Source organism: Rhodococcus sp. C26F (assembly GCF_053345925.1).
The window spans coordinates 103,194-117,718 of sequence record NZ_JBKFBA010000003.1 but is presented as its reverse complement, the minus strand read 5'-3'; the positions used below and the strand labels follow the sequence as shown (position 1 = coordinate 117,718).

General features: G+C 70.1%; 14 protein-coding genes. 7 read left to right on the top strand and 7 right to left on the bottom strand.

Going from position 1 to position 14,525, the window contains the following annotated elements:
• The first annotated feature begins 35 nt into the window (after nucleotides 1-35).
• Together ACLBYD_RS05745 and ACLBYD_RS05740 are read left to right on the top strand one after the other, a co-directional pair.
• A complete protein-coding gene (locus tag ACLBYD_RS05745) occupies nucleotides 36-494 on the top strand; it encodes an ATPase (RefSeq protein WP_447815717.1) in 459 nt (152 codons plus the stop codon).
• On the top strand, nucleotides 481-813 hold the full coding sequence (locus tag ACLBYD_RS05740) for an ArsR/SmtB family transcription factor (protein ID WP_006550100.1): 333 nt from the start codon (nucleotides 481-483) through the stop codon (nucleotides 811-813). The genes ACLBYD_RS05745 and ACLBYD_RS05740 overlap by 14 nt, the downstream gene beginning before the upstream one ends.
• Here ACLBYD_RS05740 and ACLBYD_RS05735 read toward each other — a convergent pair.
• Nucleotides 807-1,712: a D-isomer specific 2-hydroxyacid dehydrogenase family protein gene (locus ACLBYD_RS05735; protein WP_060651258.1), complete on the bottom strand. Its 906-nt coding sequence runs from the start codon at nucleotides 1,710-1,712 to the stop codon at nucleotides 807-809. The two genes, ACLBYD_RS05740 and ACLBYD_RS05735, sit on opposite strands and share 7 nt — an antisense overlap.
• 112 nt (nucleotides 1,713-1,824) lie before the next feature.
• Between ACLBYD_RS05735 and ACLBYD_RS05730 the strand changes: the two genes are divergently transcribed.
• The 4 genes from ACLBYD_RS05730 to ACLBYD_RS05715 all read left to right on the top strand — a co-directional run bounded on the left by ACLBYD_RS05730 (nucleotide 1,825) and on the right by ACLBYD_RS05715 (nucleotide 7,387).
• Complete coding sequence (locus ACLBYD_RS05730; protein ID WP_447815716.1) at nucleotides 1,825-2,232, top strand: YciI family protein; 408 nt, start codon at nucleotides 1,825-1,827, stop codon at nucleotides 2,230-2,232.
• 2 nt (nucleotides 2,233-2,234) lie between these two features.
• Complete coding sequence (locus tag ACLBYD_RS05725) at nucleotides 2,235-3,374, top strand: RNA polymerase sigma factor (protein ID WP_447815715.1); 1,140 nt, start codon at nucleotides 2,235-2,237, stop codon at nucleotides 3,372-3,374.
• 74 nt (nucleotides 3,375-3,448) lie between these two features.
• Nucleotides 3,449-4,978, top strand: coding sequence for a multicopper oxidase family protein (locus ACLBYD_RS05720; protein WP_447815714.1), 1,530 nt, complete (start codon nucleotides 3,449-3,451; stop codon nucleotides 4,976-4,978).
• A gap of 285 nt (nucleotides 4,979-5,263) precedes the next feature.
• Nucleotides 5,264-7,387: an MMPL family transporter gene (locus tag ACLBYD_RS05715; protein ID WP_447815713.1), complete on the top strand. Its 2,124-nt coding sequence runs from the start codon at nucleotides 5,264-5,266 to the stop codon at nucleotides 7,385-7,387.
• A gap of 103 nt (nucleotides 7,388-7,490) precedes the next feature.
• Here ACLBYD_RS05715 and ACLBYD_RS05710 read toward each other — a convergent pair whose 3' ends face one another.
• On the bottom strand, nucleotides 7,491-8,369 hold the full coding sequence (locus ACLBYD_RS05710; RefSeq protein ID WP_447815712.1) for a sucrase ferredoxin: 879 nt from the start codon (nucleotides 8,367-8,369) through the stop codon (nucleotides 7,491-7,493).
• 55 nt (nucleotides 8,370-8,424) lie between these two features.
• Nucleotides 8,425-8,982 (bottom strand): hypothetical protein, encoded by a 558-nt coding sequence (locus ACLBYD_RS05705; protein ID WP_447815711.1) that lies wholly within the window; start codon nucleotides 8,980-8,982, stop codon nucleotides 8,425-8,427.
• A 51-nt stretch (nucleotides 8,983-9,033) separates the two neighbouring features.
• Between ACLBYD_RS05705 and ACLBYD_RS05700 the strand changes: the two genes are divergently transcribed.
• Nucleotides 9,034-10,140 (top strand): alcohol dehydrogenase catalytic domain-containing protein, encoded by a 1,107-nt coding sequence (locus ACLBYD_RS05700; protein WP_447815710.1) that lies wholly within the window; start codon nucleotides 9,034-9,036, stop codon nucleotides 10,138-10,140.
• 76 nt (nucleotides 10,141-10,216) lie between these two features.
• Here the strand turns inward: ACLBYD_RS05700 and ACLBYD_RS05695 are convergent, their stop codons facing one another.
• Genes ACLBYD_RS05695 through ACLBYD_RS05680 form a run of 4 tightly spaced genes read right to left on the bottom strand, consistent with a single transcriptional unit; the run spans nucleotide 10,217 to nucleotide 14,273 of the window.
• Nucleotides 10,217-11,131, bottom strand: a complete 915-nt coding sequence (locus tag ACLBYD_RS05695; protein ID WP_271036869.1) for an exodeoxyribonuclease III — start codon at nucleotides 11,129-11,131, stop codon at nucleotides 10,217-10,219.
• A gap of 11 nt (nucleotides 11,132-11,142) precedes the next feature.
• The gene (locus tag ACLBYD_RS05690) at nucleotides 11,143-11,919 is read right to left on the bottom strand and encodes an alpha/beta fold hydrolase (protein WP_447815709.1); all 777 of its coding nucleotides are present in this window, start codon (nucleotides 11,917-11,919) and stop codon (nucleotides 11,143-11,145) included.
• A 15-nt stretch (nucleotides 11,920-11,934) separates the two neighbouring features.
• Nucleotides 11,935-13,515 (bottom strand): DNA polymerase Y family protein, encoded by a 1,581-nt coding sequence (locus ACLBYD_RS05685; protein ID WP_447815708.1) that lies wholly within the window; start codon nucleotides 13,513-13,515, stop codon nucleotides 11,935-11,937.
• Nucleotides 13,512-14,273: a hypothetical protein gene (locus ACLBYD_RS05680; protein ID WP_447815863.1), complete on the bottom strand. Its 762-nt coding sequence runs from the start codon at nucleotides 14,271-14,273 to the stop codon at nucleotides 13,512-13,514. Before ACLBYD_RS05680 ends, ACLBYD_RS05685 begins: the two co-directional genes overlap by 4 nt.
• Nucleotides 14,274-14,525 lie beyond the last annotated feature (252 nt).

Genomic DNA, 14,525 nt, shown 5'->3' with positions numbered 1-14,525 from the left:
ACCCTGGAGTTGCATTCCCATCGAAGGAAGCAATCATGACCGACGAACTCGACCACATCGAACGCGACATCACCATCGACGCCCCCGTGGACCGGGTGTGGACACTCGTGGCCGAACCCGGCTGGTACATCAACGACAACGAGTGGACCGAGCACCGCCTCGAACACGACGGAGATCTCACCACCGTGCACGATCCGGTCCACGGCGCCTTCGTCTTCCGCACCGTGACCCTCGACGAACCGCACTACGCGGCCTTCCGCTGGCTCGCCGACCACACCGATCCCGACAGTCCGTCGACCCTCGTCGAGTTCCGGCTCACCGCGCTCGACACCAGCACAACCGAATTACGAGTCACGGAAAGCGGATTCGACTCCCTGCCCGGCGACGCGAGCGAACGCCGCACCCGCTTCGAGGAGAACTCCCGCGGCTGGACGGCCGAACTGGAGATCGCCAAGCACCATCTCGAGAAGGACGGAAGCGTTGCCCGACGCTGAGTTCTCCGCCGATCTGCATCCCGTCTTCGCGGCCCTGGCCGACGACACCCGATGGCGCATCCTGCAGCGACTGGGCCGGTCTCCGGCGTCGGCGTCCGGGCTCGCGGCCGAGTTCACGGTCTCCCGTCAGGCCATCGCCAAGCATCTGGCGGTGCTCGAACGGTGCGGTCTCGTGACCTCCGAGCGCGCCGGACGGGAGATCCGCTTCTCCGCCGTCGGATCTCGGCTGAGCGCGGTCGGACGTGCGATCGACGCCGTGGGGGCAGGCTGGGACCGTCGCCTGTCCGCAATCAAGAAGGCGGCCGAACGGCCTCAGTAACCCGCGTTCGGATCGACCCGGGCGATCAACTCCTCGCCCGCGACGAACCGGCGCACGTTCTCCTCGAGGGTCGGCGCGAACGTCTGCGTCAGCCGGCTGCGCGTGTTGGCGATGTGCGGTGTGATCACGGCATTGTCGAGATCCCACAGCGGATGACCCTCGGGCAACGGTTCGGGATCGGTCACGTCGAGGACCGCCCCGGCGATCGCACCGTCCTCGAGCGCCTTCACCAGCGCGTCGGTGTCGACGAGGTTGCCCCGCGCGACGTTCACGAGCCACGCCGACCCGGGCATCGCCGCGAGCGCGGCGGCGTCGACGAGATGATCGGTCTCGGCGGTCGCAGGTGCGGCGACGACGAAGTGATCGGCCATCGACCACACCTCCGACGTGCGGTCGGCCGGCAGCGTGACCTTCGCACCGTCGACGGGTCGGCCCGAACGATTGACCGCGACGACGGACGCGCCGAGGGCATGCAGGCGCGGGATCATCGCCCGGCCGATACCGCCGCATCCGACGATGGCCACGGTCGAGCCGTGGAGGGTCCGCACCCGCGGGTCGAGAACGTCCTTGGTCCACCGCTTCGCGGCAACCGAGGCATGGAATTGCCGCAACCCCACGAGCAGCGCTCCCACCGCGTACTCGGCCACGTTGTCGGCGTACACACCGGACGCATTCGCCCACAGCCGGCGGTCGTCGATCACGCCCGCCCGGAAGAACGGTTCGATACCCGCGTAGGTGAGCTGCACCCAGCGCACCCGGTCGGGCAGATCCGGGAACTCCTCGGCGCTGCCGTCCCACACCAGGGCATCGGCCTCGTCCAGTTCGGAGAGGGTTCCACCGCCGGAGACGATCGCGGCGGCGAGGTGTTCGTCGTGGCCGGGTCCGAGATGAATACGCATGCCGCGACCCTAACCTCGAATCGTTCGCGGAGGGATGTCGAGAATCCGGAAGCGGCTCCGTCTCCTCCATGAACGCGGCCACAATGGGCCGTACCGCACGGAGGAGAACATCATGGCCAAGTACCTGCTGCTCAAGCATTACCGCGGCGCCCCGGCAGCGGTGAACGACGTCCCCATGGATCAGTGGGAGCCGGAGGAGGTGTCGGCCCACATCCGGTACATGCAGGATTTCGCCGCCCGTCTCGAGAGCACCGGCGAGTTCGTCGACGCGCAGGCGCTCTCCCCGGAGGGCACCTTCGTCCGCTACGACGGCGAAGGGCGTCCCCCGGCCACCGACGGGCCGTTCCCGGAGACGAAGGATCTCATCGCCGGGTGGATGGTGATCGACGTCGACGGCTACGACCGGGCACTGGAGTTGGCCGCCGAACTGTCGGCCGCGCCGGGAGCCGGTGGGAAGCCGATCCACGAATGGCTCGAGGTGCGCCCGTTCATGTCCGAGCCGCCGACCGTCACGGAGTAGACGTGGACGAGGCGTTGCTGCGCACGCTCGTCCCCACCGTGATCGGCATCCTCGTCCGCCGCGGAGCGGATTTCGCGTCGGCCGAGGATGCCGTGCAGGACGCGCTCGTCGAAGCCCTGCGGGTGTGGCCGGAGGATCCGCCGCGCGACCCGAAGGGCTGGCTGGTCGCGGTGGCGTGGCGCAGATTCCTCGACACCGTGCGCGCCGACGCGTCCCGCAGACGCCGCGAGATCCTCGTCGACGCCGAGCCTCGGCCCGGTCCGGGCACACCGGTGGACGACACGCTCGCGTTGTACTTCCTGTGCGCCCACCCGTCGCTCACGCCCGGCTCGGCGGTCGCGCTCACCCTGCGTGCCGTCGGCGGGTTGACGACCCGGCAGATCGCGCAGGCCTATCTCGTTCCGGAAGCGACGATGGCCCAACGCATCAGCCGGGCCAAGCGCACGATCGCGGACGTCCGGCTGGATCGGCCGGGCGATGTCGCGACGGTGCTGAGGGTGCTCTATCTCGTGTTCAACGAGGGCTATTCGGGTGACGTCGACCTGGCCACCGAGGCCGTCCGCCTCACGCGCCGGCTGGCAGCGGTGATCGACCACCCCGAGGTGTCGGGTCTGCTCGCGCTGATGCTGCTCCATCACGCCCGGCGAGCGGCGCGCATCCGGCCGGACGGCGCTCTCGTCCCGCTCGCCGAACAGGACCGCGCCCTGTGGGACACGCGCATGATCTCGGAGGGCGTGGACATCCTGCAGGCCGCACTCGCCCGCGACCGGCTCGGCGAGTTCCAGGCGCAGGCCGCCGTCGCCGCCCTGCACGCCGACGCGCGCACCGCGGAGGAGACCGACTGGGTGCAGATCGTCGAGTGGTACGACGAGCTCCTGCAGTTCACCGACAACCCGGTGGCCCGCCTCAACCGTGCCGTCGCGGTCGGTGAGGCCGACGGACCCCACGCCGGTCTCGCGACACTGGCCGAACTCGATCCCACCCTGCCCCGGTACACGGCGGCCGCGGCGTATCTCCACGAACGCGCCGGCGACACCGCCACGGCGGCCCGGCTCTACGCGGAGGCCGCGCACCTGGCGACCAGCGTGCCCGAACGCGACCATCTCGTGCGGCAGGCCGCGCGTCTGCACAGGGCGTCCTGAGGTTCCGTCAGGGTTCTCCCCCACCACGAAATCCGGTGCCACGCCGGATGTGCCGACGGTGCGGGAGAACGAGCATGGGTGTCGTGAAACTCCTGGTGCGTCTGCTCGCCATACCCTTCGTGCTCTTCATCGCGTTCGTGGCGATCATCGGCGGCCTGGCCGTCCACGCATGGACCACGCGCGCGCTCGACACCACCGGACGCGTCGACTTCGACACCGCCCTGCGCATCCCTCCCGCGGAGTCGGGCACCGTCGACGCCGACGGCACGCGCGTGTTCGACCTGACCATGCAGCGCGGCACGACCGACCTCGGGCACGGCCCCGACACCCGGACGTGGGGCGTGAACGGCAGCTACCTCGGACCCACTCTCCGCGCCGTGCGCGGCGAGAACGTGCGCGTGAACGTCACGAACGAACTCGGCGAGACGAGCACGATGCACTGGCACGGCATGCACCTGCCCGCGGCGATGGACGGCGGACCGCACCAGCCGATCGAGCCGGGAACGACATGGTCGCCGTACTGGACCGTCGATCAGCCGGCCGCGACCCTCTGGTACCACCCGCACCTGCACGGTTCCACCGCCGCGCACGTGTACCGGGGCGTCGCGGGCATGTTCCTGATCGACGAGCCCGGCACGTCGCCGCTCCCCCACGACTACGGGGTCGACGACATCCCCCTCGTCGTCCAGGACCGGAAGTTCGACGGCGACCAGCTCGACGACAGCAACGCGATCTTCGCCGACGTCGGCGCGCTCGGCGACGAGATCCTCGTCAACGGCACACCGCGGCCGTTCCTGGACGTCGGCACCGAGACGGTCCGGCTCCGGGTGCTCAACGCGTCGAACGCGCGCGTCTACAACTTCTCGTTCGACACCGGGATGCCGTTCCTCGTCGTCGGCAGCGACGGTGGTCTGCTCGAGGAGCCGCGGGCCGTCCGCAGTCTCCGGCTGTCGCCGGGTGAGCGCGCCGAGATCGTCGTCCGGCCGGAAGCAGGTTCGAGGCACGTGCTGCGCAGCACCCCGCCCGAGCTGAAGGCCGGCTTCTGGCAGGACCGCTTCTCCGGTGGCGACGACCGCATGGACGTCCTCGAGCTGCGGGCGGCACCCGTCCTCGGGTCGTCGGCCGCGATCCCGGAGAGGCTGACCACCCTTCCGGAGCTCGGGGAACCGAGCAGCACCCGCCGCATCGACCTGACCTCGTCGACGACCATCAACGATCGCGAGATGGACATGGGCCGGATCGACGAGGTGGTCGTCGCCGGCACCACCGAACTGTGGGAGGTGCGCAACGTCAGCGGCACGATCCACAACTTCCACATCCACGACGTGCAGTTCGAGATCCTCGGCATGACCGGGGTGAGTCCCGACCATCCGTCCCTGGCCGGTCGCAAGGACACCGTCTTCGTCCCGCCGGCGGCGACCGTGCGGCTGCTCGTTCCGTTCGGTCGCCACACCGATCCGGCGATGCCGTACATGTACCACTGTCACCTGCTCGAACACGAGGACAGCGGCATGATGGGACAGTTCGTGGTGGTCGGCGCCGACGAGGTGCACGACGTGACGCAGGCGGCCGGCACGGCCCACCATGCCCACGACGGCGGGTGAACCCGGTCACGTCCGGCAGGGCCGGGAATGGATCCTTGCCCACCCCTGTTGAGGAGTGTGGATCGGCGCGTCGCGTACGCCCCGGAGCCAATGAGAAACCGCCTTCGTGGAATACCGTCCGGCTGGAGCCACGTTGCGCACCGTGCCGTGAGGCATCCGGCGCGTCGGTCCACCTTCTTCCTCCCCTGATCTCGCGGCCGTTCCGGCCGAGCAGGGTGAAGCCCTCCCACTCCACGCCAGTACAGTTGCCGATCGTCACAATCGTCAGCGGAACCGGGAGTGGGCATGAGTCGCTGGGCCGAGATCGTCGTCACCAGGAGCCGATGGGTACTGGCGATCGTGCTGCTCGTCGTGCTCTTCGCCGGCGCCTGGGGCGTCGGGATCTTCGGCAAGCTGACCGGCACGGGCTACTACGACCCGAACAGCGAGGCCGTCGAGGTCGAGCAGATCATCTACGAGAACTTCGGGTCGCAGGCCGCGGACATCATCGCGCTCTACACCGCACCCGAGGGACGCACGGTCGACGACATCCGTCCCGACATCGAGAGAACCCTCGCCGAGTTCCAGGACGCCGTCCCCGCCGAGTCGATCCGGACCTACTGGACCGCTCCCCCGCCGATGAACCAGCTGCTGCTGTCCACCGACCAGCGCAGCGTCGCTGCCTCCATCACGCTCGGCGCGAACTCCGGACTCACCGCCGCGAGCTTCCCCGAAGCCCTCGACCTGCTCGAGGTGCCCGGTGTGGAATCACAGTTCGCCGGCAACACCGTGGTCGCGATCGAGTTCACCGACACTCTCGAGAGCGATCTCGTCCGGTCCGAGCTCATCGCGGTGCCCATCACGCTGGTGCTGCTGGTGTTCATCTTCGGCGGGGTGATCGCCGCCGCGGTCCCCGTCTTCGTGGGTGTGCTCGCGATCTTCTCGTCCCTCGCCACCCTGCGTCTGCTGTCGAACTTCACCGAGGTGTCGTCGTACGCGCTGAACATCACGTCGCTGATCGGTCTGGGCCTGGCGATCGACTACGGCCTGTTCATCGTCAGCCGCTACCGTGAGGAACTCGCGGCCGGTTCGGACGTCACCTCGGCGGTCAAACGGACGATGTCCACCGCCGGTCACACCGTGATGTTCTCCGCTGCCCTGCTGATCTGCGCCTTCGCGGGCATGCTCGTCTTCCCGCAGACGGTGCTGCGGTCGCTCGGCCTCGGTGCCATGGCCGCCGTCCTCGGTGCCGCCGTCCTGTCGCTGACTGCGGTTCCCGCGCTGCTGACGATGCTCGGCCACCGCATCAACGCGTGGACCTGGGACCGTGAGACCTTCACGCGCGCCGAAGCGCGGGCACGTCGTTTCTGGGGTGGGGTCGTCCGCAAGGTCGTGCGCCGTCCCGCCCTGATCGCGGTGGTGATCACCGGCGGTCTCCTCGTACTCGCGTCGCCCGTGTTCGAAGCACGGTTCGGGGAGATCGAATACACCGCCCTGCCCGAGGACAGCCAGGCCCGCGCGGCCACCCAGACCCTGCTCGACGAGTTTCCGAGCACCGGCAACGGCGCCACGCTCGTCCTGCGCGGTGAGAACGGACAGGCCCCGGACAGCACTGCCGTGCGCACGGTGTCCACCGAGGTCGCCAAGGTCGACGGCATCTCGCAGACCGTCATCGTCGGGCAGGAGTCCGACGTGGTGGTCCTGCAGGGCCTCTACGCGCAGGGCGTGGACGGCACCGCACGGGCAAGCGAGATCACCGGCGAACTGCGCGCCCTGGACGTGCCGGACGGCACCGACCTGCTCGTCGGCGGCGGCCGGGCTCTCGTCGACGACGCCAACCAGGCCGTCTCGGATTCGCTCCCCTGGATGATCACGATCATGGTGCTCTCGACCCTGGTGCTGCTGTTCCTGGCATTCGGGTCGGTGGCACTGCCGATCAAGGCGGTGCTCATGGCGGCACTGAGTCTCGCCGCGACCTTCGGCGTGCTGACCTGGGTGTTCCAGCTGGGCCACGGTGCTTCGTGGCTGCACGTCGTTCCCGCGGCGATGGAGCCGACCTTCGTCGTCCTCATCCTCGCCGTGGTGTTCGGCCTGTCGACCGACTACGAGGTGTTCCTCATGTCGCGCATGATGGAGGCCCGCGCGGCCGGAGCGACGACGGTAGAAGCCGTCGAGTACGGCATCGCCCGCACCGGACGTGTCGTCACCGCCGCTGCACTGCTGCTGATCGTGGTCACCGGGGCCTTCACCATCTCCGGCCTGTCGATCATGCGGTTCCTCGGCGTCGGCATGATCGTCGCGCTGATCATCGACGCGACGATCGTGCGCATGCTGCTCGTGCCGTCACTGGTCAAGCTCATGGGCGAGGCCAACTGGTGGGCACCGGCGTGGATGAAGCGCGTGCACGCGAAGGTCGGACTGGGTCACTAGACCGCAGAGCGGCGGGGTCACTAGACCGCAGAGCGGCGGGGTCATCAGACCGCAGAGCGGCCGGGGCACCGGACCGCAGAGCGGCCGAGTGGTCGGGGTGTCGCTACAGCGGCGTGATCGTCGTCGTGACGACGGGACGCGCCGGCTTGGCCGCGGCACCGCAGCTCGCCGGACGGGCCGGTAGTTCCGAGGTCTCCACCCCGACCCGCCATGCCCGGCCGTCGCGATGACGCACGATCGGCTCGTCCCCGCCCTCGACCGTCACGCCGTCGATCGCGAACTCGTCGATCGCCTCGCGCACCGCGATCTCGGCGGCCTGCCCGGCCGCACCCCAGGTGCTGCGACCCCGCAGGCCACCCGCGTGGACATACCCGTTCCGGGCGTCGCGGACCGCGGCGAGACTGTCGTCCTCGTCGAGCCGCCCGTAGGTGTACCCGGTGGGCAGTATGATCATCGACGGCGCGAAACGGTGTCCGCCGGTGTGCGAGCACTCCCACATGTCCTGCCCGAACTCGGCGGTCAGAGCGGCCGCGATCGGGCGCCCCAGCACAGCGCAGCACCGGTCCCGCTTTCCGTGAGCGCACACCAGGGCGATCGGGTCCTGCACGGCGGTGCCGAGACCGGGGGCCGGACCTGCGACCACACGGGGGACGATGTCGAGCAGCTCCGCCGACTCGGTGATCTCGAGCCGCTCGCACCAGGTGTTCTCCGGTTCGGTGCGGGCCAGCAGGACGGTCCGGGTCTCCCGCACCACGTCGCGGCCGGGTCTCCGGATGAACAGGATCCGCACGTCCGCAGCCTTCGCCCGGACGGACAATTCGTCCGACAACTCGGCGCCGAGGGCGGTGCCGTCGAGCACGTCGCGGCCCCAGCCCGTCGGCACCTCGAGGCACACGTAGCCGGGCGCGGTGGCTGCCGTACCGGGCAGCGGTTCGTCGAGCGCGGACAGTGCGGAACAGGTGGGGGCGGAGATGGTGGTCACGCGGACATTGTGGCCCGGACACCCTCGCCGCGGCTCGGCACCCCGTGGTGACGGGTCAGCCGCGGCGCAGGCACCCTGCGGTGACCGGTCGGCCGCGGCGCAGACGCTGCAGTGCCACACCACTCCACATCCGCAGGAATCCCTGCGACAGGTACGCGAAACTGCCCAGCGCCAGCACCCACTTGGTGACACTGACGGTCGAGGTGGCCCGGACCGTCCGATCGTCGATCCGGGTGCGGTGATCCAGCAGGTACAGGCCGACGACGTTCTCGACGTAGTCCCCCGCCGCGGCGACGACGGGCGCCGCCATCAGGATCCGACGCGTGCTCGGCGACAGCGGGCGGTGTTCGTCGAGCGATCGTGCACCGGCCCGCAATGCGATCGCGAAGGTCGCCGGATGGACCATGTCCCAGTAGTAGTGCTGCCGGTAGCGCTCGATCTCCTCAGGACCGAGATTGTCGAGGATCTTTCGGTACTTCGCGGCCGAGAAGGTGGTCTGGAGGGTGCCCACCGTCGGAGCCGTGGAGCCGAGAACCCGACCGATGTTCGCCTGGGACACGAGGAAGACTGCGGTAGCACCGATGAGGAAGCGGTCGGCCCGGGTGAGTGTCATGCTCGTGATGCTAGGGGTAGATGAATCCGCGACTCTACGGAAGGGAGACCCGTGCAGATCACCGGAGCAGTCCTGGAGGAGATCGGACGTCGACGGCGGTACGAGGAGTCCACCCCGCTCAGCGTGGACCTTCTCGAACTCGACCCACCGGGACCGGGTGAGGCGCTGGTCGAGATCGAATGCGCCGGTGTGTGCCACTCCGATCTGTCCGTGGTCGACGGCAACCGGCCTCGCCCGGTTCCCATGCTGCTCGGGCACGAAGCGGCCGGACGCATCGTCGAACTCGGCGACGACACCACCGGATTCTCCGTCGGCGAGCGGGTCGTCATGACCTTCATGCCCCGCTGCGGTGAGTGCGAGGGCTGCGCGAGCAACGGCATCCGCCCCTGCATCCCGGGATCGGCCGCGAACGCGGCGGGAACCCTGCTGTCGGGCGCCCGACGGCTGCACCGCGACGGGAACGACGTCCACCACCATCTGGGAGCATCGGCCTTCGCGACCCACGCCGTCGTCGACACGCGGTCGCTCGTCGGTGTCGGCGACGACGTCCCCGCCGAGGTCGCCGCGCTGATGGGGTGCGCCGTGCTGACCGGTGGCGGTGCGGTCGTCAATGCTGCTCGTCCTCAGGCCGGGGACACGCTGGTCGTCGTCGGTCTCGGCGGAGTGGGGATGGCCGCGCTGCTCGTGGCGCTGGCCCACGACGACGTCACCGTGATCGCCGTCGACACCTCTCCCGACAAGCGCGACACGGCCCGTTCGCTGGGAGCCCGAGACGTCCTCTCACCGGACGAGGCCGTCGAGCAGGGCGTGAAGGCACGGCTGGTCATCGAGGCCGCGGGGAGCGTGCCCGCGCTCGCCACGGCGGTCGCGCTCACCGGACCGGGAGGCACTACGATCACTGTCGGCCTGCCCACCCCCGACGCCCGGCTCGAGATCTCGCCCACCGCTCTCGTCGGCGAGGGCCGCTCACTGGTGGGCAGCTACCTCGGATCCGCCGTCCCGGCCCGCGACATCCCCCGCTTCGTGGACATGTGGCGCGAGGGGCGACTGCCGGTCGAGCGACTCGTCACCGACCGTCTGCCGCTGGGTCGGATCAACGAGGCGATGGACGCCCTGGCCGACGGAACCGCCCTCCGTCAGATCCTCACCATGGACTGACCACGAGCCCCATACATCAGGCTCAGATGTCGTAGTCCACGACGGTGACTCAGATGTCGTAGTCCACGACGGTGACTCAGATGTCGTAGTCCACGACGACCGGCGCGTGATCGCTGATCCTCCGGTCCGGCGCCGGATCGCGGTCGGTCCCTGCGGAGATCGCGGTCCGGGCCAGTCGCGGTGTGGCGAGGTGGTAGTCGATCCGCCACCCGGAATCGGAGGCGAACGACTCCCCCAGCCACGACCACCACGAGTAGGGACCGTCGACCTCGGGATGGTGCCGGCGGACGACGTCGACGAGCGTGCGCGGCGACAGCAGCGAATCGAACCAGGCGCGTTCCTCGGGCAGGAAACCCTCGGCCTGCCCGCGACGCCGCCAGTTGCGCACGTCGTAGCGCGTGTGGGCGACATTGAAATCACCCATGATCAGGAACTCCCGCCCCTGGGCGCGCGCCGCGAGTCGGCTACGGGTCAGCTGCCGGGCGAAGGCCGACAGGAACCGCATCTTGCGTTGGTAGCGCACCCCACCGTCCGGTTCGTCGCGCATGCGCCCGGGTTTCTGGAGGTGCGCCGGGAGCCCGCCCTTCGGCAGGTACAGCGACGCCACGGTGATCGGTGCGTCGGCGAGATCCACCTCGACGTACCGCCCCTCGTGGGCGAATTCGGACAGTCCGCGTGCCAGCGCTCCCCGATCGAACTCGATCCGGTCGACGTGTTCCTCACCGGGAAGTCGCAGCAGTGCGGTGCCGCTCCAGGTGCGCACGGCGGCAGGTTCGTGCAGGGTCAGGATTCCGACGCCGTTGCGGCCGGGAAGGGTGCCCTCGTCGTAGGCGAGGTGGTACTTGCCGAAGACACCCTGCGGGATCGCAGCCGCCGGAGCGCGTACCTCCTGCAGGGCCACCACGTCGGGGTTGCGTTCACGCAGCCAGTCCTCGAATCCGCGGCGCTGTGCGGCGCGGATTCCGTTGATGTTGAAGGTCGCGATGCGCACGATCGTCCAGTCTAGGCAACCGATCGATCCGTGAGGAACGGGACGACGGCCGCCGCGAAATCGCGGGCACGGTCGCGGTGGATGCTGTGCCCGCAGCCGATCTCCCGCACGGAGGCCGAAGGCAGTGCCTCGACTGCCGCCGTCAGCAGTTGCGGGTCGACCATGCTGCCGCGCCGCACTCCGCGCAACAGCAGGGTCGGGGCGGCGAGGGACGGAAGTTGTTGCCACCACACCGGATTCGGCGTGTGGAACTGGGCGACGACCGACGGCGTCATCGAGCGGTCGAAGGCGGTGACCGCGCGAGGGTTGAGCGCCATGCTGGTCGCGGCGTGCCACAACTCCGCGGGAGTCGGGCGGTGGGCCGGCATCTCCGGAACCGGATCCCCCTCCCGCAACGGCAGAGGTGTCTCCTCGAGGACGAGTCGCCGGACGAGGCCGGGATTCTGTTGCGCGACCAGCGATCCCACGTGCCCGCCGAGCGAGTGCCCGACGAGATCGACGGCCTCGACACCGAGATGGGCGCACAGGCCGGCGACGTCGGCGGCGAACTCACCGAAACGGTACGAGGCGGCCCGGCCACTGCGTCCGTGTCCGCGCAGGTCGACGATGATCACCCGTCGGCCCGCCTTCACCAGGGCTCCGGTGAACCGGGTCCACGTGCGCCCGTCGCCACCCATCCCGTGCACCAGCAGTACGGGCACGGAACGGGCGGCGGCAGCGGACGGTGCGAACTCGCGATATGCGAGGGCGACCCCGTTCGGCGCGGCGGTGAGGACCGGAGATCTCATGATGCTCGAGCCTACTCAGTCGTAGACGCCCTCCACCCGCCAGCCGTCGGCACCGAAGAACACCAGCAGGGCCCGTGATTCCTCGAGCAGCACCTGCAGACGGGCGGCGCACCGGGCGGCGGCCGGGTCCCACCAGTACTCGTCCACCGGCCACGGACCGGCCCATCCGATCACCGTCCAGCTGCGACTTCCCCATCGCAGCCGAGCAGGTGACCCGCTGAGCAGTCCGCGCTCGGTCACCGAGACCGGATTCCCCACGTCGTCGTCCAGCCGGATCGCAGGAGGTGTGTGCAACACCAGCGCGGGAGCGGGGGGCGGGAGCCGGCCCGGCCACGGTGCGTCCGGGTCGGAGTGCGGGATCGCCTCGTCGCCGACGGGCACGAGGACGATCCGTTCGGTGGGTCCCCGGCCACCACCGAGGACTCCGATCCGGACGGCGTCCCCACCGAGCAGGCCCTGCACCCGGACGAGCGCCCGACGTGCCCGTTCGTCCTCGTCGCCGACACCGCCCCACAACCCGAGTTGCAGCGCACCTGCGGCCACGACCTCGACCGGTTCGAGGCGCAGCAGCACGATTCCCGCCGTGGGCCGGTTGGTGTTGCGGCCGGTGAGCCATCCGTCGAGCTGCCATCGCACACGATCGGCCGTGCCCTCGGGGGTGAGCGGCTCGGCGCAGCGCCAGGTGCGCGCGAGTTCCTCCCCGGCCCCGGTGCGTGCCGTCACGAGCAGTCGCGTGCATGCGACTCCCGCTGCCGCGAGCCTGGTGTGGAGCAGTTCGGCCAGTGCGCGACCGGCGAAGGCCGCGGCGTCGACCCGCTCCACCGGCGGGTCGCAGGGCTGCTCGACCGTCAGGTCCGGAGGGATCGGCCGTCCCGACGGGGGACGTTCCGGCAGGCCCCGTGCGCTCCGATGCGCAGCAACGACGTCCGCGTCGAAGCGTGAGGCCACATCGATCGAGGACAACGCGGCGAACGCTCCGATGGTGCGGATACCGAGACGGCGCAACAGATCCACCGTGTCGGCCCGCCGAGGAGCCGCCAGCGCCGGTTCCACCGCGAGATACGAGACGGGCAGCGGCGCCAGGAACTCGGCGCCCCTCCCCGTCGGGACCAGCGCGTTCCGGCGCGCGGCGAGGACCGCGGTGGACAACTCGTCGGCGACACCGACCTGGCATTCCACGCCGGTCGCGGCGACCGCGTCGATCAGGGCCTCCGCGGCGGCCCCCTCCGAGCCGAACCACCGGACCGCACCGCGCGCGGCGAGGATCACCAGACCCGGGCGCAGCACCTCCACGCCCGGGGCCACCGCATCGATTGCGGCCACCACCGCCTCGAACGTCCGCGCTTCCAGGTCGGGATCCGAGCGGGCCACATACAGTTCCGGGCAGCGTGCCTGCGCCTCACGTCGTCTCAGGCCGCGCCGGACACCCGCGGCCCGCGCCGAGGCCGAGCAGGCGACGACACGATTCGCCGAGACCACCGCCACCGGGACGGTCGCGGGCAACTCCGCGGCGGTGGCGGCGGCGACCGCGGGCCAGTCGGGGCACCAGAGGGCCACGACCCGCGCGGGCGCCCGTCGAGAGGACGGGTCGTTCACCGGACCGCTTTACGGAAATGCCCGTCCTCCAGCCGATTCCGCTCCTCACTCGCCCACTCGACGGCACTGCGGCCGGCGCACACCTCCACGCGGGTGGCGCGCGGAGGAAACGCACGCCCGTGCGCCCGGACCGACAAGCGGGTCGCGCACAGCCGGTCCCGGCCGGGACCGTCCACACCCCGATAACCGTCGACCCGCGCCTCCAGTCGCACGTGGGCACCCTCCCAGCGACCGTCCGTGACCACGAGGACGGACTGCTTGCTCCGCGCCCGGGCGGCGACCGCACGAGCGCGGGACGGCGGCACCGATGCCCCACCGAGCCCCAACACCACCAGGTCGATCCCGTCGAGCAGCACCGCGGCGATCTCCACGGGATCCGGTCCGGGATCGGGGATCACAGCCAACCGGTGCAGACGGGCTCCCATCTCTGCGGCGGCGAGCAGACCCAGCCGGTGCTGGCCGATCACGGCGGCGTACCCGCCGGAGGCCGTCACGGACGCGAGCATCCCGAGGAGAAGGGAGGTGGCGCCGGACACCGAGACGACGCTGCCGCGCACCAATCCGCCCTGCGGCAACAGTTCCGCGAGCGGAGCCGGGACGGGCAGGATGCGGTCGGAGGGGGCCTCGACCCGGCCTCGCGCGACGGACTGGACCTCGCCCCGCGCCGGCACCGCCGCGATCCGACGTCGCAGCGCCTCGATCCGCTCCGCGCGACCCGCTTCCTCGTCGTCCACCGGAAATTCGGCCACCTCGCCCACTGTCACCCCTGTCATCCGCCTGCCGCCTGACACACACGACCGGCCGACCACGGGGAAGTCGTGGCCCGGCTCGCACTCTATTCGAACATACTTTCGATCTTCATCAAGTAGAACCGACCCGAATCCTTCCCGTCAAGCCGGGAGCACCGCCCCCGACGGTGACTACAGTGCAGCTCACACGTTTTTCGGCCGGGGCGAACACCTCCGATCGGCTACTCTCGATCGAGTGGCGGAGCAGGCGTGGGCAGGACG